General features: G+C 72.8%; 19 protein-coding genes and 1 rRNA gene. 6 read left to right on the top strand and 14 right to left on the bottom strand.

The genetic code is table 11. The features are described from left to right. Positions 1 to 197: 197 nt before the first annotated feature. The 4 genes from ACZ7C5_RS02030 to ACZ7C5_RS02015 form a co-directional block, all read right to left on the bottom strand. The gene (locus ACZ7C5_RS02030) at positions 198 to 1,568 is read right to left on the bottom strand and encodes an oxygenase MpaB family protein (protein ID WP_401089173.1); all 1,371 of its coding nucleotides are present in this window, start codon (positions 1,566 to 1,568) and stop codon (positions 198 to 200) included. Further along, positions 1,561 to 2,169: a Uma2 family endonuclease gene (locus tag ACZ7C5_RS02025; RefSeq protein WP_401089175.1), complete on the bottom strand. Its 609-nt coding sequence runs from the start codon at positions 2,167 to 2,169 to the stop codon at positions 1,561 to 1,563. Before ACZ7C5_RS02025 ends, ACZ7C5_RS02030 begins: the two co-directional genes overlap by 8 nt. Positions 2,170 to 2,314: 145 nt before the next feature. Next, positions 2,315 to 3,811, bottom strand: a complete 1,497-nt coding sequence (locus ACZ7C5_RS02020; protein WP_401089177.1) for a sensor histidine kinase — start codon at positions 3,809 to 3,811, stop codon at positions 2,315 to 2,317. A gap of 15 nt (positions 3,812 to 3,826) precedes the next feature. Further along, entirely contained in the window at positions 3,827 to 4,654 is an 828-nt protein-coding gene (locus ACZ7C5_RS02015; protein WP_401089179.1) for a response regulator transcription factor, read from the bottom strand. 429 nt (positions 4,655 to 5,083) lie between these two features. Here ACZ7C5_RS02015 and rrf point away from each other — a divergent pair. Together rrf and ACZ7C5_RS02005 are read left to right on the top strand one after the other, a co-directional pair. Next, positions 5,084 to 5,200: ribosomal RNA gene (rrf, locus tag ACZ7C5_RS02010) — 5S ribosomal RNA — on the top strand. 328 nt (positions 5,201 to 5,528) lie between these two features. Continuing rightward, positions 5,529 to 6,242: an IclR family transcriptional regulator gene (locus tag ACZ7C5_RS02005; RefSeq protein WP_188296568.1), complete on the top strand. Its 714-nt coding sequence runs from the start codon at positions 5,529 to 5,531 to the stop codon at positions 6,240 to 6,242. Between the two features lie 97 nt (positions 6,243 to 6,339). Here ACZ7C5_RS02005 and aspS read toward each other — a convergent pair whose 3' ends face one another. After that, positions 6,340 to 7,647 (bottom strand): aspartate--tRNA(Asn) ligase, encoded by a 1,308-nt coding sequence (aspS, locus tag ACZ7C5_RS02000; protein ID WP_401089181.1) that lies wholly within the window; start codon positions 7,645 to 7,647, stop codon positions 6,340 to 6,342. A 485-nt stretch (positions 7,648 to 8,132) separates the two neighbouring features. Beyond that, complete coding sequence (locus ACZ7C5_RS01995) at positions 8,133 to 8,486, bottom strand: UBP-type zinc finger domain-containing protein (RefSeq protein WP_401089280.1); 354 nt, start codon at positions 8,484 to 8,486, stop codon at positions 8,133 to 8,135. 132 nt (positions 8,487 to 8,618) lie between these two features. On the opposite strand from ACZ7C5_RS01995, the gene ACZ7C5_RS01990 reads away from it, so the two are divergent. Further along, a complete protein-coding gene (locus tag ACZ7C5_RS01990; protein WP_401089183.1) occupies positions 8,619 to 9,215 on the top strand; it encodes a YceI family protein in 597 nt (198 codons plus the stop codon). Between the two features lie 144 nt (positions 9,216 to 9,359). On the opposite strand, the gene ACZ7C5_RS01985 is transcribed toward ACZ7C5_RS01990, so the two are convergent. The 8 genes from ACZ7C5_RS01985 to hisC form a co-directional block, all read right to left on the bottom strand. Continuing rightward, positions 9,360 to 9,893: an RICIN domain-containing protein gene (locus tag ACZ7C5_RS01985; RefSeq protein ID WP_401089185.1), complete on the bottom strand. Its 534-nt coding sequence runs from the start codon at positions 9,891 to 9,893 to the stop codon at positions 9,360 to 9,362. Between the two features lie 224 nt (positions 9,894 to 10,117). Continuing rightward, positions 10,118 to 10,516 (bottom strand): hypothetical protein, encoded by a 399-nt coding sequence (locus tag ACZ7C5_RS01980; RefSeq protein ID WP_401089186.1) that lies wholly within the window; start codon positions 10,514 to 10,516, stop codon positions 10,118 to 10,120. 114 nt (positions 10,517 to 10,630) lie between these two features. Then, on the bottom strand, positions 10,631 to 11,593 hold the full coding sequence (locus tag ACZ7C5_RS01975) for an aldo/keto reductase (RefSeq protein WP_401089188.1): 963 nt from the start codon (positions 11,591 to 11,593) through the stop codon (positions 10,631 to 10,633). Positions 11,594 to 12,358: 765 nt separating this feature from the next. Further along, positions 12,359 to 13,027: a DUF5666 domain-containing protein gene (locus ACZ7C5_RS01970; protein ID WP_401089190.1), complete on the bottom strand. Its 669-nt coding sequence runs from the start codon at positions 13,025 to 13,027 to the stop codon at positions 12,359 to 12,361. 11 nt (positions 13,028 to 13,038) lie between these two features. After that, on the bottom strand, positions 13,039 to 14,250 hold the full coding sequence (locus ACZ7C5_RS01965; protein ID WP_401089192.1) for an ABC transporter permease: 1,212 nt from the start codon (positions 14,248 to 14,250) through the stop codon (positions 13,039 to 13,041). Then, positions 14,247 to 15,056, bottom strand: a complete 810-nt coding sequence (locus ACZ7C5_RS01960) for an ABC transporter ATP-binding protein (RefSeq protein WP_470321700.1) — start codon at positions 15,054 to 15,056, stop codon at positions 14,247 to 14,249. Before ACZ7C5_RS01960 ends, ACZ7C5_RS01965 begins: the two co-directional genes overlap by 4 nt. 8 nt (positions 15,057 to 15,064) lie before the next feature. Further along, positions 15,065 to 16,483 (bottom strand): efflux RND transporter periplasmic adaptor subunit, encoded by a 1,419-nt coding sequence (locus ACZ7C5_RS01955; protein ID WP_470321699.1) that lies wholly within the window; start codon positions 16,481 to 16,483, stop codon positions 15,065 to 15,067. Between the two features lie 300 nt (positions 16,484 to 16,783). Further along, positions 16,784 to 17,863: a histidinol-phosphate transaminase gene (hisC, locus tag ACZ7C5_RS01950; RefSeq protein ID WP_401089198.1), complete on the bottom strand. Its 1,080-nt coding sequence runs from the start codon at positions 17,861 to 17,863 to the stop codon at positions 16,784 to 16,786. A 354-nt stretch (positions 17,864 to 18,217) separates the two neighbouring features. Between hisC and ACZ7C5_RS01945 the strand changes: the two genes are divergently transcribed. From ACZ7C5_RS01945 to ACZ7C5_RS01935, 3 genes are all read left to right on the top strand, one after another. Beyond that, positions 18,218 to 19,375, top strand: a complete 1,158-nt coding sequence (locus ACZ7C5_RS01945; protein WP_188296553.1) for a LacI family DNA-binding transcriptional regulator — start codon at positions 18,218 to 18,220, stop codon at positions 19,373 to 19,375. Between the two features lie 629 nt (positions 19,376 to 20,004). Next, positions 20,005 to 20,943: a metallophosphoesterase gene (locus tag ACZ7C5_RS01940; protein WP_470321875.1), complete on the top strand. Its 939-nt coding sequence runs from the start codon at positions 20,005 to 20,007 to the stop codon at positions 20,941 to 20,943. Positions 20,944 to 21,193: 250 nt separating this feature from the next. Further along, positions 21,194 to 22,102 carry a hypothetical protein gene (locus tag ACZ7C5_RS01935; RefSeq protein ID WP_401089201.1) on the top strand — a complete coding sequence of 303 codons (909 nt, stop codon included), beginning with the start codon at positions 21,194 to 21,196 and terminating at the stop codon, positions 22,100 to 22,102. The last annotated feature ends 30 nt before the right edge of the window (positions 22,103 to 22,132 follow it).

Genomic DNA, 22,132 nt, shown 5'->3' with positions numbered 1-22,132 from the left:
ATCCATCATCCTTACGAGCAAATCGCAGGCGGGGTGGGGTTGACACGGCGCGACGGTGGGTGACGCCGCCCACAAGTCTGCGCAGTCGCCAGGGGCCGGGGGCCGGGGGCCGGGACAACGAACGAGTGGGCGGCAGGGGCGCGAATCTTGGCCGAACCGGCGCTTGACAGGCCGGAACCCCGCTTGACCTGCGCCGGTCAGGCCCGGCCGAGCAGTTCGGCGCCGGCGACGGAGTCGGCGCGGGCGGTGAAGAACTCGGTGAAGCCGCGGAGGAACTCCTCCCGGGTGATCCGCCCGTCCCCGTCGGTGTCCAACTGGCGGAAGCCGTGCGACAGCTCGACCGGATGCACGCGCGGGCCGCCGAACACCGCGCGGTACTCGTCGAACTCCAGGAAGCCGCTGCCGTCGGAGTCGGCCGCGTCGAACACCGCCCGCAGCGCGGGCAGCAGCCCCCGCTCCAGGTACGCCTCGTCCCGGTCGCAGCCGGCCAGGGTGGCCGCCACGAACTCCTCCCGGCTGACCTTCCCGTCCCCGTTCGCGTCCATCGCCGCGCGCAGCTGCTCCCACCAGCTGTCGAAGGCCTCGTGGACCCTGGCCTCGGCGGCCTCGTCCAGCTCCAGCTGCCAGCAGACGTTGTGCGCCATCGCCCGCAGGTCGTGCACGGTGACGAAGCCGTCGCCGGTCTGGTCCAGCACCTCGCGGAAGAACCGGTCCAGCCGCGGTCCGCGGGTGTCCCGGCGCGGGCGGTAGCGGCGCGTCCCCGGATCGGACCGCTCCTCCGGGGTCCGGTAGCGCAGCCGGTCAGGGAGGAGGGGGACGACGGCGCCGGCGCCGCGGTGCAGCACGGCGGACAGCAGCGCGGCCCGCCGGGTCCTGACCATCCCGAACCGCTCCCGCACCGCCGGCGGCAGGTCCGCCACCGTCAGCTCGCGGATCAGCCGGGCGACGAGCCCCCGCACCACCCGCCACCCGGCGTCGCCGAGGAACCGGAGCCGGCGCGGCCGGGGCGCCTCGCGCAGCAGATCGTCCAGCAGGTGGCGCACTGCCTCGGTGAACTCCAGCCGCTCGCGCGCGTACCGGGCGAAGTAGGCCGGCAACTCCTTGGCCGAGGCGGGGAGTTCGCCCTCCGGGAGGTCGAAGGCGGCGACCGCCGTCCTGAACTCGGCGTACGCCTCCTCCAGTTGGGCGGCGTCGTACCCGTCCCCGCCCAGCCGGCGCATCTCGGCCACGCACTCGAAGAGCGTCAGCAGCACCCACGCCCTGGTCGCCGCGTCCCGGGCGTCGTACGGCCGCCCGTCCGGTCCCGTCCCCCGGATCCGCTTGTGCGCCCGCTCCAGCCGCGCGATCTCGCGCCGCAGCGTCTCCGCGTCCTGGTAGAACAGCCGCCGCCCGCTGCCCAGGGTGTGCTCCACCCGCCGCCACGGATGCGCCCGGTACGTCGAGTGCTCCGCCATCCCGGCCCCCACCACCGGATCCGCCGCCTGGAGCACCAGCAGCCGCCAGGCGACCAGGACGATCCGCCACTCCGAGAGGTCCCGCCTGAACGACGCTCCCCCGCGTTCAGCCACGGCGCTCGCCGGTGATCTCGGGGCCGATCACGAAGCCCTTGGCCGGGCCTTCGGGGATCACGGCCTCCTTGCCGTACGGGACCCGGGTCGAGGTGGCGTAGTCCCCGTACTCGGGGTCCGGCCCGCTGAGGATGATCACGGCGCCGCCGTCGTCGTGATCGTCGATGATCACGTACACCGGGATGCCGGCTGCCGCATAGGCGCGGCGCTTGAGAACGTGGTCGCGACGGCGGCCCTCGGCACCGGGCGAGACGGTCTCGACGACCAGGGGGATTCCGGAGGCGAGCAGGCCCAGGCCCTCGGGATGCTCGATCTCCTCGTCGTCCTCGGGGGCCACGTAGGCGTCCGGAATGAACACCTTGAGCCCGTGAATGACGTTGCAGTCGTTGCCCGGTGACCATCCGGAACCCTGGAGGTGACCGAACAGGGCCCCGAGCAACCGCCTGTTCACGCGCGCATGGCGACTGTTACCGGTGGGTGACACCTCGAACCCCTTGATGATCTCCACATGGACGCCCTCGGGGACGTCCATGGACTTCCACAGCTCCCACAGCGCCTGGTCCAGGTCCACGCCGGTCTCCTCAATAGCAACCGCGCTCATCGGAACACCTCATTTCCCGTCCAGTGTGATCAGCCCGCGCGATCTCGCACAAGCAACGGCTGGACGGTCGCACACGACTGAGGGGACGAGTGGGTGAACGGCTACCGGTTCACCCGAACGAGGGGTTTCGGAGCCGGGAGACCGGTCAGCGCTGGCGGGGGAGTTCGACGCGGAAGGTCGCACCCTCGCCCGGGGCGGTGTGCAGGGTGAGGGTGCCGCCGTGGGCGCGCGTGAGGGCGGTGGCGATGGCGAGGCCGAGGCCGGCGCCGCCGCCCTTGTCCCGGCTGCGGGAGGCGTCCACCCGGAAGAAGCGGTCGAAGACCCGCTGGGCCTGCTCCTCGGTGAGGCCGGGGCCCGAGTCGGCGACCTCCAGCAGGCAGATCCCGCCGGGGCCGGAGCCCACGCCGATCCGGACCGGGGTGCCGGCCGGGGTGTGCTTGACGGCGTTGCCGACCAGGTTGGTGACCACCTGCCGCAGCCGCGCCTCGTCGCCGAGGACGGGCGCCGCCCCGGGCGCGCCGTTGCCGGCCGGTCCGGTGAGCGAGACCCGGCGGCTCGGGTCGAGCGCGGTGAGGTCGTGCAGCGCGTCGGCGGCGAGGGTGCGCAGGTCCATCGGGGCGAGGTCGAGCGGGCGCTCCTCGTCCAGCCGGGCGAGCACCAGCAGGTCCTCGACCAGGGCGCCCATCCGGTCGGCCTCGCTCTCGATCCGCGTCATGGTCCGCTTGACGTCGGACTCGGTGGGCAACGCGCCCATCCGGTACAGCTCGGCGAAGCCGCGGATCCCGGCCAGCGGGGTGCGCAGTTCGTGCGAGGCGTCGGCGACGAAGCGCCGCATCCTCGCCTCGGACTCGGCGCTGGCGGCGAAGGCCGCCTCGATCTGGGTGAGCATCCCGTTGAGCGCGATCGACAGCCGACCGACCTCGGTGCCCGGGGAGAGCTCGGGCATCCGGTGCGACAGCTCGCCGGCCGCGATCCGTTCGGCGCCCGCCTCGATCCGGTGCAGCGGCCGCAGCCCGGCCCGCACCGCGAAGAAGCCGAGCGCGGAGATCAGCACCAGGACGCCGCCGCCGATGGCGAGGAAGGAGGTGCTCAGCCTGCCGATGGTGGCGTCGATGTCCTCGCGGGAGACCGCCACCATGACGTGGCTGGGGGTGACCGTCGGCGAGGCGTACGCGCTGGCGCTCGGGGCCTGCCCGCGGGGGGCCTGGAGCGGCAGCACCAGCACCCGCCAGCTGTGGTGGCCGCGCTGGTCGGGCAGGTCGAAGGGGACGTCGGGGGTGTCGGCCGGGTCCAGCCCGGCCAGCTGGGGCGCCGGGTCGCTGTCCGAGACGGGCTGGCGCATCAGTGCCTGGACCTTGCCGTCCGAGGAGAGGTACTGCACCAGGTACTGGCTGGGCAGGCTGACCTTCCGGCTGGTGACGGCGGGCCGGCCCGCGGTCGGCGTGATCAGCTGCCCCGGGGGCTTGCGGGAGAGCGGCGGCCCGTACCGCTGGAGCTGCTCGTCCAGCTGGGCCACCAGCTGGGACCGCACGGTGCCGAGCACGAAGGTGTCGCTGACCACGAGCCCGGTGGTGACCAGGACGAGGGCGAGCACCAGCAGCCGGGCGCGCAGCGACAGCCGGGAGGAGAACCTGGCGAACACGACGAGTGGGCCCGGTCAGCCCTGCGGGGGACGGCGCAGGGCGTAGCCGATGCCGCGCACGGTGTGGATCAGCTTGGGGCCGTGCGCCGGGCCCGAGTCGAGCTTGCGGCGCAGGTAGGAGATGTACGACTCGACGATGGAGAGGTCCCCGCCGAAGTCGTAGGCCCAGACGTGGTCGAGGATCTGCGACTTGGAGACCACCCGGCCGACGTTGGCCATCAGGTAGTGCAGCAGCTTGAACTCGGTCGGGGAGAGCGAGACCGGGATGCCGCCCCGGGTGACCTCGTGGGCGATCGGGTCGAGGCTGAGGTCGGCGACGATCAGCCGGCCGTCCTCGGCGGGCCCGCCGGCCCGGCGCAGGATCGCGCGGATCCGGGCGATCAGCTCCTCCAGGCTGAAGGGCTTGGTGACGTAGTCGTCCGCACCGGCGGCCAGGCCCTGCACCTTGTCGCCGACGCCGTCCTTCGCGGTGAGGAAGAGCACCGGCAGGTGGTCGCCGGGGTGCCCGTGGGCTGGCCCGGCTATCTGTCCGCGGCTGGTGCGCTCGCGCAGCTTCTCCACGACGGTGAAGCCGTCGAGGTCGGGGAGCATCACGTCGAGCACGACCAGGTCGGGGCGCTCGGCGGCGACCAGTTCGAGTGCCTCGGTGCCGGTGGCCGCGGAGGCGACGCGGAAGCCGGAGAAGCGCAGCGAGGCGGAGAGCAGCTCGCGGATGTTGGGCTCGTCGTCCACGACGAGCAGGAACGCCTCGCCCTGGCCCCCGGCCACCGATGATCCGCCTGGTGTGGTGACAGTGCCTTGCACGGGGCTTTCGCCTCCTGGTCGGACGGTGACGTTCAGCATGAGGCTAGCCCTCGGAGGCTATGCGGCATGGATGAATGTTGGATTAACACCTTATCGGGCAGTTTTTGGGCGCCAGGCGCGCAGGGGTGGGCTCGGTGGTGTGCGCACGGGCGTGGACACGTCGAGCGCGCGCCGGGGCGGGGAACCCGGCACGGGTGATCCCCCTCACGCCCGCTCCTCACCACCGCGTCGCACGCCCCGCTCGGCACCTCGCCTGGACCCCCGGCCCGGCACCCCGCCACCTCGCGCTCACGCGCCGCCGCGTTTCTCCGGCTTCCGAGACCGAATCGAACAGCTGCGGCTGCGGCTGCGGCTGCGGCTGCGGCTGCGGCTGCGGCTGCGGCTGCGGCTGCGGCTGCGGCTGCGGCTGCCTGCTAGGATTGTCCACGAGGCGAAGGCAATGCGCGAGCAATTGCCCGGCCCGATCATTTCGGTGGTCATAGCGAGAGGGAAACGCCCGGCTCCATTCCGAACCCGGAAGCTAAGCCTTTCAGCGCCGATGGTACTGCAGGGGGGACCCTGTGGGAGAGTAGGACGCCGCCGAATTCTTTTTCAGGCCCCTGCCGTGTCCGACAGTGACACGGCAGGGGCTTTTTGCGTTGGGTTCTCCGGGTTCTCCCGTTTCCACGGCCGTTTCCGCCGTTTCCTTTGCCTTCGCTGCTTCCGCCATTTCGATCCCCCGTCTCGATCCCCCGCTTGAACACCCATTTCCGATCCCCCGTTTCGGTTCGGCTTCGACGGTGGGGGGGCGCCCTTCGCCGTGTCCATCATCCGAGACATCGGATCCCGGAGGAGCCGCTTTGCGGGTATCTGCGAGGATGGCGACCTGGGAAACAGACTTGCGTCTCGCTACCTGAGACTGCAATATCAGGCTATGGACAACACTAGCGGCGTCGGCGTTCTCGACAAGGCCGCTCTGGTGCTCAGCGCACTGGAGTCGGGCCCCGCCACTCTGGCGGGGCTGGTCGCCGCCACCGGTCTGGCGCGCCCCACCGCCCACAGACTCGCCGTCGCACTCGAACACCACCGTCTGGTCACCCGCGACATGCAGGGCCGTTTCATCCTCGGTCCCCGCCTGTCCGAACTCTCCGCCGCAGCCGGCGAGGACCGACTGCTCGCCACCGCGGGCCCCGTCCTCACCCACCTGCGCGACGTCACCGGCGAGAGCGCACAGCTCTACCGCCGCCAGGGCGAGATGCGCATCTGCGTCGCCGCGGCCGAACGACTCTCCGGCCTGCGCGACACCGTCCCCGTCGGCAGCACCCTGCCGATGAAGGCCGGCTCCGCCGCCCAGGTGCTGCTCGCCTGGGAAGAGCCCGAGCGCCTCCACCGAGGCCTCCAGGGCGCCCGCTTCACGGCCACCGCGCTCAGCGGCGTCCGCCGCCGCGGCTGGGCACAGTCCATCGGCGAACGCGAACCCGGCGTCGCCTCGGTCTCCGCCCCCGTCCGCGGCCCCTCCAACCGCGTCGTGGCCGCCGTCTCCGTCTCCGGCCCGATCGAGCGGCTGACCCGCCACCCGGGCCGCCTGCACGCCCAGGCCATCATCGAAGCCGCCAACCGGCTCACCGAGGCCCTCCGCCGCACCTGACCCCAGCGGCGGACAGCAGCAGACGGCGGAAGGGCCGCGCCCGAGGAACGGATCTCCTCGGGCGCGGCCCTTCCGCTGTCCCGGCCCCTCCTGGGGTTCACGGTTCGAGGCGGTGCGGCCCCCGGAAAAGGAAGGTGGCCTCACGGATCGAGGGCAGGCCGAGGGCGAGCATCAGGAGCCGGCCGAGGCCCAGCCCCAGACCACCGTGCGGCGGGGTGCCGTAGCGGAAGCAGTCGAGGTAGCCGGAGAGCGGGCCGGTGTCCATGCCCTTCTCCCGCGCCTGGGCGACGAGGCGCTCGTACCGGTGCTCACGCTGGGCGCCGGTGGTGATCTCCACGCCCTTCCACAGTAGGTCGAAGGACTCGGTGACGGTCGGGTCGTCCTCGGGCCGCAGGTGGTAGAAGGGCCGTACGGCGGCGGGGAACCGGGTGACGAAGACGAACTCGTGCCCGGTCTCCTCCGCGACCAGGGCGCAGAGCGCGCGCTCGCCCTCCGGGTCGAGGTCCTCCCTGACGCCCTCCCGGTCCCATCCGGTGGCCCGCAGCCCGGCCAGTGCGTCGGCCATCGTAACGCGGGGGAACGGCAGTTCGGGGACGACGACCCGGCTGCCGAAGTGCTCGGCGATCGCCGCACCGTGCCGCTCGGCCACGGCGGCCAGCACGCGGTGCAGCATCCGCTCCTCGAAGGCCATCACGTCCTCGACCCCGTCGGTCCAGGCGATCTCGACGTCGACCCCGGTGAACTCGGTGGCGTGCCGGGACGTGAAGGACGGCTCGGCCCGGAACACCGGACCGATCTCGAAGACCCTGTCGATGCCGCCCGCGATCGCCATCTGCTTGTAGAACTGCGGGGATTGGGCCAGATAGGCGGTGCGGCCGAAGTAGCCGACCTCGAACACCTCGGCGCCGGACTCGGAGGCCGTCCCCATCAGCTTCGGCGTGTGCAGCTCGGTGAAGCCCTCCTCGGCCGTCACCTCGCGCATCGCCCGCTCGACGGTGGTCTGGACGTCGAAGACCAGGTGCTGGGCGGGGCGGCGGATGTCGAGGAAACGCCAGTCCAGGCGCTGGTCGATCCCGGTCCTCTCGTCGATCGGCAGCTTCGGCCCGGCCGGCGAGACGACCTCCACGCGGGACGGGACGATCTCCAGCCCGCCGAGCTTGACCTGCGGGTTCTCCACCACCCTGCCGGTGATCTTCACGGCGGACTCGACCGTCACGTGCTCGAAGGCGGCCTCGATGGCGTCGCCCTCCCCACCGCGCGGATGGGTGACCTGCACGAGACCGGTGTGGTCCCGGACCAGAACGAACTGGATGCGCCGCTGGAGCCGGAGCGTGTTCACCCACCCGTAGACGGTGACCGTCTCCCCGAGGTGCGAGTGAAGCTCTGTGACAAGGGTGCGCGTCATGACAGGGAACCCCCTGGTGTGCGGGCGCGTTGGTCGCGCCACATCGACGGGCGGTAGACGGCCGCCCTGGGCGCGTTCACCGTAGGGGACCAGCCCGCGGGAGTCGCCCGGTTTTCCCTCGCACCCGAGCGGACGGGAGGCCGCCGGCCCATGAACGCCCGTGTACGGGCATGAGATCGGGATCAATGGTCAAGCTGCGCTGTACTCCCTCAACAGCCGGCTACGGCCCGCCGCCGGCCTACGGACAACAGCCGTACGGGCAGCAGCCCGGCCCCCGGACCGGCCTGGTCGAAGGTACGGAGCTGTACACGGGTAGAGGCGGCCACTGGGCCGGCGGAAACAGCGTCCGGGGAAAGCCCACACGCGCGTCACCGGTCGCCGGCGGTGGGAGGAGGGCACGGTGGGCGGGCGCGGTGGGTGGCCCGGCGGCTCCTCGCCTCCCGCGAGGAGCCGCCGGAACGATTCACCGGGGCCGGGGTGGGGCGTCAGTGGAGGTGGGACTGCCAGTCGGCGGGGACCTTTCCGGCCGGGCCCGGGGTCGGCTGGGTGGGCGGGTGGGCGGTCGGCGGGGCCAGCGGCGGGCCCTCGTAGTAGGCGTCGGTCTCCAGGTTCCAGAACCAGTCCTCGCCGGGCTCGAAGCTGACCAGGAACGGATGGCCGGCCTGGCGCGCGTGCCGCGTCGCGTGCTGGGCGGGGGACGAGTCGCAGCAGCCGATGTGGCCGCAGGCCGCGCAGCGGCGCAGGTGGAGCCACCAGCCACCACCTGCCAGGCACTCCGCGCAGCCGTCGCCGCTGGGCACCGCGGTGGGGTCGATTCCCGGGATCGGCTCGCCGGTCATAGCTGCCTCCTCGGCTGGGCGGTCCGTCCCCACCAGCGTGGCCCGGCCGTGGCGGTGCTGCCAGTCCGGCATCGTCCTACGCTGGCTGGAGGGGGCTCGGGGCAATCACCGGCATCACCTCACGGAGTCGCCATGGCCACCACGAAATGGTTCTTCGAGCCCAGCCACACGGGTGCGGAGTTCTGTGCCAGACACATGATGGTCACCTACGTACGGGGCCAGCTGAAGAACGTGACCGGCTTCCTGGAGGTCGACCCGGACGCCCCGGAGCGGGCCCGGGTCGAGGCGACCATCGACGCGACCCAGGTGTACACCGGTTCGCCCGAGCGGGACGCGCACCTGCGCAGCGCCGACTTCTTCGACGTCGAACACCATCCGGCCTGGCACTTCGTCGGGTCACGGGTCCACCAGGTGAGCGCGAGCGGCTTCGAGGTCACCGGGGAGCTCACCATCCGCGGCGTGACGCACCCGGTCACCTTCGACGTGAGCTACCTCGGCCAGTGGGACACCCCCTGGTGGGAGGACGGGCGCGACCTGGGCCCCAGACGGCGCGCCGGATTCACCGCCGGCACCCGGATCAACCGCCAGGACTTCGGCGTGAGTTGGAACGACACGGTGGACCGGGGCGGCGTGGTGGTCAGCAACCTGGTCGACGTCACGGTCGATGTCGAGGCGGTCCTGGAGAGCACCTCCGGGACGGCCGCCGCCGGTGGCGGCCAGGCCGCCTGAGCCGTGCCGGACCCCGGACCCGGGATCCGGGATCCGGGTGCGGACAGGCCGCTTCGCTCACGCTGCCGCCCCGTCGAATAGTCGCCCGACGGGGCGGCACCGCCGGCCCCCGGTTTCACCGACGGCGTCCGGGACCGGGTACGCCTACTGGCCGGAGTAGATGAAGGTCCAGAGCTGGTTGACGTTGGGCTTGCCGAAGACCTCGACGAGTCTGACGACCTGACCCGCGCCCTCCGCTGCCAGGGCCTCGTTCTTGTTCTTCTCGCTCACGATCGTGCTGTGCTCCAGGGCGGAGTTCACGAACCATCGCTGCGCCATGTTCCCGTCGTTGCACTTCTCCAGGAGCACCGGCCGGTCGGACCCGTCGTTCGTGATGCACAGACCGGTGGAGGTGTCCGCCTCGATCGTGAAGACCCCGGTCCCTTCGTGGGTCTCCGCGACCTTGTTGAACCTCCAGGACTGGGCCGCCACGCCCAGCTCCGGAGTCTCGGTCGTGACCCCGGTGTCCTTGGGGTGGGCGAGGTTGGTGTCGTACAGCTCGTTCTGGGCCTTCGCCCGGAAGGCGACGCCGGCGTCCCGCACCGCCTCGTCGTCGGCCACCGCGGAAGCGACGCCGATCGCCGTGCCCGAGAGCACGACCGCCCCCGCGACCACGCCGATCTTCCTCATGATGCTCACGTGATTCCTCCTCGGACATTCCCTGCGCCCATGCTCATGGGCTCCGATTCGGGCAGGTCCTCCTGCTCGGGGGAAACGTAGCAGCGAGTGATTCGTATACGTCCGCACCAGGCATCGGATCGCCGACAGACAACCCGAATCCCGACAGGACCCATGGGCCCCATCGGGATTCGGCAGAGCCCCGCCGCACCGGAAGTCGGGCGGGCCGACTTCCGGTGCGGCGGCTACGGCTTGGGGAAGGCGGCGGCAAGGGCCGAGGCGCGGGTGAGGACGGCGACGGGAACCAGGGCGAGGGCGGAGAGGCCCTGGAGGACGGCGTACCAGGGCGGGCAGAGGCCCGGGACGAGATCGACCCCGATGATGGCGATCGGCATCACGGTGGAGAGGGTGCGGAGGCGGTCGAAGGCCTTGGGGGACCCCGCGGCCGCCTCGGTGGCCTTGCGGTGGAGGAAGAGGGCCAGCAGGGGGAAGATCGCGCCGCGGATCCACATGAACGGGGTCGTCTCGTGACCGGTGGACGCCATCACGGCGACCGTGCCGAGGACGACGGCACCGCCGGCGCCGAACAGCGCGACGTACTTCTTCACCGTGGTGAAGGCGCCCTGGTGGGTCGTGGTCGCCATGGTTCCGTTCCCTCCGAGTCGTTGTGGGAACGACGCTACGGAGCGGACGGCGGGCGGCCCATGGGTCCAGCCCCACGGAGGGGTGGGGCTGGACCCACCCCTCCGGACGGACGGTCAGGCCCCGGCCGAGGCGAGCCGGTGGAGCTGCTCGGGGGTGAGCACGAGGTCGACGGCGGCGAGGCTCTCGTCGAGCTGGGCGACGGAACTGACGCCGATGACCGGGACGGTCGGGACGGGGTGACCGAGCAGCCAGGCGAGCACGACCTGGTTGACGGTGGCCCCGGTCTGCGTGGCCACCTCGGCGAGGGCTTCCCGTCGGGCCTCCGCGGCCGGGTGGTCGTACTGGTCGGGAAGGGGCCGGTCGGGGCGGACATAGGCGCCGCCGAGGAGGGGCGAGTAGGCGAGCAGGGTCATGGCCGGGTGGTCGGCGAGGTAGGAGAGCAGGGCCTCGTCGGCGTGCTTCTGGACCCCGAAGCCCGCGCCGGGGCCGGGTTGCAGGTAGCTGTGGCGCTGCTGGACGCACTGGTAGCCGGGCCGGCCCCGTTCGGCCGCGAGGGAGTTGGCGACGGCGAGTTCGGCGGCGCTGTGGTTGCTGCACCCGAGCATGGTGACCTTGCCGTCGGCGACCAGGTCCGCGAAGGCGCCCATGGTCTCGCCGACAGGAGTGGCCGGGTCGGTCAGGTGGGCGTAGTAGAGGTCGAGCCGGTCGGTGCCGAGTCGGCGCAGGCTGCCTTCGGCGGCACGGCGGAGGGCGGGGGCGGAGAGGCCCTCGATGTGCTCGGGGAAGGGCAGCCCGGGTACCGGGCGGGCGCCGGCCTTGGTGGCGATGACCAGCTCGTCGCGGTTGCGGCGGCGGGCCATCCAGCGGCCGAGCAGTTCCTCGCTCTCGTGGCCGTCCGCGCCGGGGGCCCAGAAGGCGTAGTTGTTCGACGTGTCGATGAAGGTGCCGCCGGCGGCGGTGAAGCGGTCGAGGACGGCGGTGGCCGTGCCTTCGTCGACGGTGGTGCCGAACGTCATCGCGCCGAGGCAGAGTGCGCTCACCCGGTGCCGGTCGGTTCCGATCTCGCGGTACAGCATCGGTGTTGCCCTTCCCTGGAGAACGGCGGCCACTCGCGGAGGAGCGAGGGGCCACCGGAACGATGCGTCAGGCGACGCTGGTCAACAGGTGGTCGACGTCGCCGGCCTTCGTCTCCTGGAGGAAGGCCGCAGACCTGCGGGCGCTCATGCGGATGCTGACGTGCCCTTCGTCGGACTCACGGGGTTCGACCGCGCCATCAGCTGCACGGACATCAACTGCGAGCCGGCTGCCGCGAGGCCGCCCTGCTCCCGCATCCTGCGCAGTTCGGCACCCAACCTCAGCTGGCGAAGAGTCGGGTTCGATCGAAGAGCCATGCGATCAGTCTGCCTCAGAGCCGCTGCCATGTTCGGGGGAACTCCTCGCGGGTCGCCACAAATCTGTGGCGACCCGCGCCAGGGTCGTCCCAGACCGATCCGACGGATCGTCAACCACGCTTCCGTGCAGGGTAGTAGGCGCCTGCCGCCCTCCTGCCGAGGAGCCAACCGCACCCCGGCCTGGCTCACGGCTCCCCCTCCCCACACCACAGCCTCCCGGAGGATCCCGTGTGCACCCGTAGCACCCCCTCGATCACCCTCACCCGGCAGGCCCCGCGGGACGCCCTCACCCGTGCCGCCTGGGACACCGAGACCATCCTCAACGCCGAACTCGCCCTCTGCGAGCTGATCGTCAACGCCTTGCGGCACGCCGAGACCGCCGCTGAGCACCTGCGGAGGCCCTCGCCCGGCATGGGGGCGAGGGCCTCGCGGTCGTCCGACGGCTCCGGGTCAGCCGCCGGACGGGTTCCTGGGGACGCCGGCGCCACCGCCGCCACCACCGCCGCCACCACCGAAGCCGCCCGTACCAGCGGCGCCTTCGACCAGCTGACTTGCGGTGTAGCCACCGTTGGCGTCGGGGGTGCCGACGACGGTCACGCTCTGGCCGGGCTGGAGGTCGGCGACCTTGCCCTCCTTGTTGAGCTGGACCTTCGTCGCGTCGCCGGTGGTGACCTTGACGGTGTTGCCGTCGGTGTCGGTCAGGTAGACGGTGTTGCCGTCGACCGCCTTGACCGTGCCACGGGCGAAACCGGCCTGCCCGCCCTGGCCGCTCTGCCCCTGTGCGCCCTGGCCCTGCCCCTGGCCCTGGCCCCCACGACGGGAGTTGCCCTGCCCGTACCCGCCGCCGGCAGCGGCCGGAGCAGCCGCCGGACGAACGGACTTCCCGCCCGACGCCCCGTGGTCCTGCTGGTACCGGACCCCGCCCGCGAACGCCCCCGTGGCGATCACTCCCCCCGCCAGCACCAGGCTGAGCCAGGGCAGCTTCCGCCGTGGCGGCGCGGCCAGTTCGGCGGACACGTCCCGCCCGTCCGGCGGGGTGGCGAGCAGGGCGAGCTGCTCGGCCGGGGTGCCGGCCCCGACCGTGGCGGTCCCGGCGGTCTCGGCGGTCTCTTTGCTCATGAAGTGGAGTCCTACTCGTGCCGGAGGGCGTCGATCGGCCGCAGCGAGGCGGCCCGGTTGGCGGGGTAGCTGCCGAAGAACAGCCCGATCGCGACGGCGACGGCGAACGCGCCGAGCACCGACTCGGGGATCACCACCGGCTTGATGCCGACGATGCTGAAGTGCGACCCGACGATCCCGGCCACCACCCCCAACCCGGCGCCGATCACCGACAGCAGCGTCGACTCGGTGAGGAACTGCCCCAGGATCACCGCGCGCGGCGCGCCGAGCGCCTTGCGGATGCCGATCTCCCTGGTCCGCTCGGTGACCGTCACCAGCATGATGTTGGTGATCCCGATCCCGCCGACCAGCAGCGAGATCGCCGCCACCGCGCCGAGCAGCACGGTGAAGGTCTTCGTCGTGCTCTCCCTCGCCGTGAGCAGCGAGGACTGGCTGGTGATCCGGAAGTCCGCCTTGGCCGGGTCGGCGATCGCGTGCGTCCCGAGCAGGACGCGGGTGATCTCGGACTGGGCCGCCGTCGTGGAGTCCGCGGACGAGGCCTGGACCAGGATCTGGTTGACCGGGCCGAAGCCGGTGAAGGAGTTCTGCACCGTCGGGAGCGGGGCGACGACCACGTCGTCCGGGTCGGTGAAGCCGCTGCCGCCCTTGGCCTGGAGCACGCCGACCACCGTGAACGGCGTGCCGCCGAGGACGACCGGCTTGCCGACCGGGTCCTCGGTGTCGAACAGCTGCTTGGCCGTCGTCGCGCCGAGCACCGCGACCTTGCGCGAGGCGAGCACGTCGTCGTCGGTGAAGTACTCGCCGTGGGCGACCTTCTGGTTGGCGGTCTCGAAGTACGACGGGTAGGTGCCGACGATCGACCCCGGGCTGTACGAGATGTTCCCGTGCAGCGCCGTCGCGCTGGTGGTGACCACCGGGGCGACCGACCTGACCGCGTCCGGCGAGGCCCCGCTCGCCAGCGCCTTGGCGTCGGCGACCGTGAGCTTCCTGACCGAGGAGGTGGCGCGGGAGCCGCCGTTCGCCGAACCGGAGCTGACCGTCAGGGCGTTGGTGCCGAGCGAGGTGATCGAGTCCTTCACCGCCACCGAGGAGCCGTTGCCGACCGCCAGCAGCAGGATCACCGAGGCCACGCCGATCAGCACCCCGAGCATGGTGAGCGCGGAGCGCACCTTGTTGGCGGCCAGGCCGCCGACGGCGAAGCGGAGCGTCTGCCAGAGGATCACGCCGGCACCTCCGCGACCGCCACGCCCAGCAGGGGTGGCGGGCCCTCCACCGGGGCCTGCCGGACGTCGCTCACGATCTGCCCGTCCACCAGCCGCAGCACCCGCTTGGCGTGCCGGGCGACCTCGTCCTCGTGGGTGATCAGCACGACCGTGCGGCCGGTGGCGTTGAGCGCGTCGATCAGGGCCAGCACCTCCTCCGTCGAGCGGCTGTCGAGGTTGCCGGTGGGCTCGTCGGCGAGCAGCATCGCGGGCGCCGTCACCAGCGCCCTGGCCACCGCGACGCGCTGCTGCTGGCCGCCGGAGAGTTCGTTGGGCCTGTGGCCGGCCCGGTCGGCGAGGCCGACCAGGGAGAGCGCGGCCAGTGCCCGGCGACGGCGTTCGGCGGTGCGGACTCCCGCGTAGGCGAGCGGCAGCTCGACCTGGGCGAGGGCGGTGGTGCGGGGCACCAGGTTGAAGGACTGGAAGACGAAGCCGATCCTGCGGTTGCGCACCAGCGCGAGCTGCCGCTCGTCCAGGTGGCCGACGTCGGTGCCGTCCAGCAGGTAGCTGCCCGAGGTCGGGACGTCCAGGCAGCCGAGGATGTTCATCAGGGTGGACTTGCCGGAGCCCGAGCTGCCCATCACGGCGACGAAGTCGCCCTGCTCGATGTCCAGGCTGACGCCCTGGGATCCGCCGGTCCGCGGGTCGGACGGGCCGCGCAGCGCGTGCACGGTGGCGTCGCCGTGGCCGTACGCCTTGGTGAGCCGGCGGATCCGGATCACCGGGGCGGGCCGCGCCGGGACGCGCTTGTCGATGACGTGACGCATGACCGCTCTCAGCCCCTGCCGCCGCGGCCGGCCCCGCCGCCGTTGCCGGCACCGCTACCGCCGCTACCGCCGTTGCCGCCGTTGCCGCCCGGGAGGACCGCACCGCCGACGCCCCCCGCGCCCCGGTTGCCGCCGAGGCCGGGGAAGGAGGCGTTCGGGAAGCCGTTGCCGCCGCTGGTGGTGGGGAGTTCGACCTTGTCGCCCTCCTTCAGCCCGGAGACCACCTGCACCGTGCTGTCGCCCTCGACGCCGACCCCGACGGTGACCCGCTCGGAGCTGCCGTCCGGCTGCACCAGGGTCGCGGTCCGGCTCGCGCCCGTGCCCGACAGCGCGGTGGTGGGCAGCGAGAGCGCGTTGTCGGCCTCGCCGGTGATCACCTGGACGGTGGCGCTGAGACCGGTGCGCAGCGCGCCGGTGTCGCCGTTCAGTTGCAGCGTGGCCGCGTACTGGACGGCGGCGGAGCCGGCCGCGCCGCCGGAACCGCTGCCGCTGGGCAGCGAACTGACCGACAGGACGGTCGCGTTGAGCTTCGTGTCGGACTGCGCGTTCAGGGTGACGGTGGCCGCCTCGCCCTTCTTCAGCTTGAGCGAGTCGAGCTCGGAGAAGTTCGCGGTGACCTGCATCCCGGTCGGGTTGGTGAGCACGATGAAGCCGCTCGGCGCGGCCGTCGCACCCGTGCCGGTGGTGGTCGACTTGCCGGAGGAGCCGGCGGAGGAGGCGGCGGAGGAGCCGCTCGCGGTGGCCCCGACGGTGTCGCCGGCCTTGCCCGCGATCGAGGCGACCGTGCCGTCCACCGAGGCGGTCAGGGTCGTCCCGGCCAGCGCCGCCTGGGCGTTGGTGAGGCTGGTCTGCGCGGTGGTGACCTGCTGCTGGGCCTGGGCCACGGCCGCGTCGTCGACCTTGGTGGTGGTGATCGTGGTGGTCTGCGGGGCGGGCGTACTGCTCACGCCCGCCCCGCGGCCACCGCTGCCGGCCCCGCCGCCGGGTGCGGTGGCGGAGGTGGCGCCCGGCAGGGGCTCGGTGGTCGTGGTGGTCACGCCGGCCCGGGCCTTGGTGAGGTTGGCCTCGGCCGTGGTGAGGGCCGCCCGGGCCGTGTCCACCTGCTGCTGGGCCGCCGTGGTGTCGACGGTGGCGAGCACCTGGCCCTTCTTCACGGCGTCCCCGACCGCGACCCGGACCTCGGTGAGCCGGCCGCCGGTGGTGAAGTCCTGGGCGGCGTCGGTCGGTGAGGCCAGGGTGCCGGTTCCGGACACGGTGGCCAGGACGGTGCCCTTGGACACCGTCGCGGTACGGGCAGCGGGCTTGGCGGACGCCGGGCCCGAGCTGCCGCTGACCGTGGCGTACACGAGGGCCGCGCCGCCCAGCAGGGCCACGCCGAGCGCGGAGTTGACGAGGACGGCGCCTCGCCGCCGTGGGAGCACCTTCATGCCGGACAGCTTCCCGGGGACCTCTTGCGGAGCCCTGGGCGCGGGCTGGGAGAAGACTGACCGGCCGGATCCGGGCATTCCGGACGGATGACCCGTCCTCCGTCGGCGCCTTGGCCGCTCCGTGGGTCGTCGTTGGCCGAACTCCCAGCGGACTCCCAGTGATCCACAGTCTTCCGGGAGGACGCTCGAAGCGCCGCGGGGTCAGCCGCAGGGGCCTGGGGAACGCGCTCGACGCAGCGCGGGGAACGCCGCAGGGGCGCGCCGGCGGACCGACGCGCCCCTGCGGACCCGACTAGGACGTCAGAGCGACTTGCGGAAGGCCTCCGCCACCGACAGGAAGATCGAGTTGCCCTCGGCCTCCCCGATCGACACCCGCACGCCCTCGGGGAACGGCCGCACCATCACGCCGGCCTCGGCGCACGCGGCGGCGAACTCCGGCGAGCGCTCGCCGAGCCCGAGCCAGACGAAGTTGGCCTGCGAGTCCGGGATCTCCCAGCCCTGGGCGCGCAGCCCGGCCACCACCCGGGCGCGCTCCTCGACCAGCGCCTCCACCCGCACCAGCAGCGCCTCCTCGGCGCGCAGCGAGGCGACGGCCGCGTTCTGGGCGAGCTGGCTCACGCCGAACGGGACGGCCGTCTTGCGCAGCGCGGCCGCCACCGGCTCGTGCGCGACGGCGAAGCCGACCCGCAGGCCGGCCAGGCCGTACGCCTTGGAGAAGGTGCGCAGCACGCAGACGTTCGGGCGGTCCCGGTAGAGGTCGATGCCGTTGGGCACCTCGGGGTCGCGGATGAACTCGATGTACGCCTCGTCGACCACGACCAGGACGTCGCCGGGGACGGCGTCCAGGAAGCGCTCCAGCTCGGCACGGTGGATCACGTTGCCGGTGGGGTTGTTGGGGTTGCAGACGAAGACCAGGCGGGTGTTCGGGGTGATCGCGGCGAGCATCGCGTCCAGGTCGTGGTCGCCGTTCTCCCTGAGCGGCACCGGGACGGGCGTGGCGCCGGCGACCTGGGTGATGATCGGGTAGGCCTCGAAGGAGCGCCAGGCGAAGACCACCTCGTCGCCCGGGCCGGCCGTGGCGAGGATCAGCGACTGGGCGACGCCGACCGAGCCGGTGCCGGTGGCGATGTGCTCGACGGGCACCCCGAAGCGCTCGGCCAGCACCGAGGCCAGCTCGCTGACGCCCATGTCGGGGTAGCGGTTGAACGACCCGGCCGCCTCGACCGCCGCCGCCAGCACGCCGGGCAGCGGCTCGTACGGGTTCTCGTTCGAGGACAGCTTGTAGGCGTCGGCGCCGGCCGGCTTGCCGGGCTTGTACGTGGGGATGCCGTCGAGGGTCGGCCGCAGCCGCGGACCCTGCGCTGACGTACCACTGCTCACGGTCGTACTCCGTTTCCAGTTGCTGAACTCTCCGGTGCGCGCTCCGGTGCGCTCGCCCGCCACGGACGGGTTCGCCTCCGTGCCCGGAACCTCGTGACGCGCCCGGACCACCCCGGTCGGGTGCCTTGCACCATATCGAGCGCCCTCACCCGTAGGAGTGAGATGCCCGGACGGGTTACAGGCGCAGATCAGCCATTCTGCCCGGTTCCTTTGGCACATGTCAGAGGTAAGAAGCCTGGTTTCAGGCGGGTATCGAAGGGGCGCACCCCGGCTCACTCTTGGAGAAACGTATCTCCGAGGGCTTCCGATGCGCCGGTCACAGACCCTTGGCAGGAGCCATACGATCGGTCCGCCATGACAGCAGCAGCCAACCAGAGCGGTCGGCGTCCCACCACCTCACGGCGTCTGGAGCGGGCCGGCATCCGGGATGTGGCAGCAGCCGCCGGAGTGTCGATCACCACTGTCTCCGATGCGCTGAACGGTAAGGGCCGCCTGCCCGACGAAACCCGCAGCCGGGTGCGCGAGGTCGCCGAGCGCCTCGGCTACCGCCCCTCCGCGGCGGCCCGCACCCTGCGCACCGGACGGTCCGGCCTGATCGGGCTGACCGTGACGACCTACGGCGAAGAGCCCTTCACCTTCACCGAGTTCGCCTACTTCGCCGAGATGGCCAGGGCCGCCACCAGCGCCGCCCTGGGCCGCGGCTACGCGCTCGTGGTGCTGCCCGCCTCCTCCCGCCACGACGTCTGGGGCAACATCGCCCTGGACGGCACCGTGGTGATCGACCCGCCCGACCAGGACCCCCTGGTGAGCGAGCTCTACCGGTCCGGCGTCCCGGTGGTCAGCGACGGCAAGCCGGGCAACTGCCCGGTCACCGCCTGGGTCGACAACGACCACGAGGCCGCCGTGCTCGGCATCCTCGACCACCTCTCCGAAGCCGGCGCCCGCCGGATCGGCCTGCTCACCGGCACCAGCACCGACACCTACACCCGGCTCTCCACCGAGGCCTACCTCGGCTGGTGCGCCAAGGTCGGCCAGGAGCCGGTGTACGAGACCTACCCGGCGCACGACCCGGCCGCCGGCGCCGTCGCCGCCGACCGGCTGCTCGCCCGCCCCGACCGGCCGGACGCCGTCTACGGACTGTTCGACCCCAACGGCACCGACCTGCTGGCCGCCGCCCGCCGGTACGGCCTGCGGGTGCCGGACGACCTGCTGCTGGTCTGCTGCAGCGAGAGCGACGTCTACGCGACCACCGAGCCGCCGATCACCACGCTCTCGCTCAAGCCACGCAAGATCGGCACCACGGTGGTCAACCTGCTGATCGACGCGATCGAGGGAGTGGACTCGGGGACGGGCGTCGACATCGCCCGGCTCTTCCCGCCCCGCTTCCGCACCGCCGGCACCGGGCCGCCGCCGGGCACCCTGATGCCGACCGAGCTGATCGTCCGCGCGTCCTCCCAGCGCCGGAGTCCGCGCACCACCGTCAGCCCGCCCCGGCCCCCGGGCGAGGTCTAGACCACCGTGCCCCCTCGCCCCGACCGGGCCGAGGGGGCACGGGCCCGGGGCGCGACGAGCGCTCGACGAGAGTTGACGAGACCGTACCGAGCCGGGACAAAACGGACCTTGTGGGGCCGCCCGGCTGACGCTCCGGAGGATTGGATACCCACCAGGTGACGACGCCGGGAGAGTGGTCTTCCTATGATGGGCGAATGACACCCGAGGACCGCTTCTCCGGGCCTGAGCACCCCCACTCAGGCCTCCGCCACCAGCCGGACCTCGACGTGCTGCCGTACGGCACCTATTACGAACCCGACCCCGCGCCCGGCTACCCCGCCCCGCCCTACGAGGGGGAGACGTACGACGGGGAGACCTACAGCGGCTACGGCGGAGCCCGCTACCTGGAGCAGCACTGGCCCGCCGACGGCCAGGGTCACACCGTGCACGCCCAGGGGATCGGCGTCGACCCCGCCCCGGCCTTCGCCCACCAGGGACAGGACGGCTACGAGGGGCAGGAGCGCTACGAAGGGCAGGAACAGGGCGGCTACCAGGGACAGGAGCAGGGCGGCTACGAGGACGGCCGCGGCTACGAGGGGCAGAACCAGGGCGGCTACGAGGACCGGGAGCAGGGCGGCTACGAGCCCACCCTGCCCGACCAGCCCTCCCCGGCGCTCCAGCTCGCCGGCCGCGACGACCCGCCGACCATCGAGCTCGGCCCACCGCTGGCCGACCCCGCCGCACCGACCTACCCGTACCCGGCCCCCGGCCCCGACGAGCCGCCGGGCCCGGTCTACGTCGTCGGCGACGTGCACGGCTACCTGGAGGAGCTGCGCGCCGAGCTGCGCAACCAGGGCCTGATCGACGCCGACGGCCACTGGTCCGCCGGCCGCTCCCGGATCTGGTTCCTCGGCGACTTCACCGACCGCGGCCCCGACGGCATCGGCGTCATCGACCTGGTCATGCAGCTGGCCGCCGAGGCAGCCGCGGCCGGCGGCTACTGCCGCGCCCTGATGGGCAACCACGAACTGCTCTTCCTCGGCGCCTCCAAGTACGGCGACGAGCCCGTCCAGTCCACCGCGGGCACCGCCTCCTTCCTGGCCGCCTGGCGGCTCAACGGCGGCCAGCAGAACGACCTGGACCGCCTGGAGGCGCACCACGTCAGCTGGCTCTCCCGGCTCCCCGCCGTCGCGCTGGAGGACGGCCACCTGCTGCTGCACTCCGACACCACCGCGTACCTGGAGTACGGCGAGTCCATCCCCGACGTCAACGACGCGGTGCACGAGCTGCTCTCCGACGGCAGCGTGGACGAGTGGTGGGACTGCTTCCGCCGCTTCACCAAGCGGTTCGCCTTCCGCGGCGACGCCGGCCCGACCGCCGTCCACGAGCTGCTGGACACCTACGGCGGCAGCCGGATCGTGCACGGGCACAGCCCGATCCCGTACCTCACCGGCGCGGTGCACAACGACGACGGCCAGCCGCCGCACATCCCGGGACCGTACGTGTACGCGGACGACCTGGCGGTGGCGATGGACGGCGGCGTGACCATGGAGGGACGGCTGCTGATCGCCCGGCTGCCGGTCGGCTGAGGCGTCGACCGATCGTCAACTGACGAGGTGCGGGGAACAGTTGTTCCCGGCGCTCGGGCCGTCACACGCGCGCGTCCCGGGGCGCGAAATTCCGGAAACCGACTGTCAGCCCGGGTACGCCCGCCCCTACCATGAGGCACACCACACCCGGCCGCCCGTCCGGCGGCCCGCCTCCGCGCCCGTTTCGGCGCCCTGAGGGCCGCGCGCCCCCGGGGCGGAACGAACCGGGGTCCGCACGAACGGGGTCCCCATGTCCAACCCCCCGCCACTGCTCGCCGAGGACCGCCCGGAGTACGAGCGCCTCCTCACGGAAGCCCTGCGCGACCGCGCCGTCCTCGCCGCCCTGCGCGCGCCCGGCGCCCTCACCACCGACCAGCTGCGCGTCCGCGCCCTGCGCGACGCCGACCGCGTCAACGCCGCGGCCGCCGCCGAGTACGCGCACTACACCCGGCTGCGCGCGAGCCCGCACAGCACGCCGCCGCCACCGCCCGACGCCCAACCTACCGCCCCCGGGCTGCTCACCCAGCTGCGCTCCGCCGACGGCGGCGCCGGGCTGTTCCCGGTCCTCACCGTGCTCACCCCGATCCTGGCCTGGGCCGCCGCCCTGTGCCTCCTCCTGGCCGGCTACCTGCTGCGCGCCGCCGACCCCGGCCTCGGCCTCGCCCGCTCCCTGGTCACCGCCGGGTGGGTGGCGCTCGCCGCCGGGGTCGCCGCGATGGCCATCGGCATCATCGGGCTGCTGCTCACCGCCCTGCGCGACGGCGCCTCGACCGCCCCGGCCGGCACCGACCCCGAACTCGCCGCCGCGCTCTCCGACGCCCACGGCGAGTGGCGCGGCGCGCTGCGCGAGCGCGGTCTGCTCCCGTACCTGCTCGACGCGCTGCCGCCGGTACCCGGCTCGGCGGCGGGCTCGGCGGCGGGCTCGGCCGCGTCGGGGCCGCAGGTGGCAGCCGGTGCGGAATCCGGTGACGCGGGGCCCGACTTCAGCAGCCCCGGGTACAGCTCCCCCGCGTACACCAGCCCCGGCCCCGACGGCCTGACCGATCCCGGAGGCCGCACGCCCCGGCCGGCCGCCACCTCGCCCGACTTCACCCCGCCCGACTTCACCCGACCCGGGTACACCGCGCCCGGCTTCACCGGCCCGGACGAGGTCGGCTGAGCCCTCCGCAGCCCCGGCCCCGACGGCCTG

It is taken from the genome of Kitasatospora sp. NPDC036993 (genome assembly GCF_055607525.1).
This window is presented reverse-complemented; position numbering and strand designations above follow the sequence as displayed.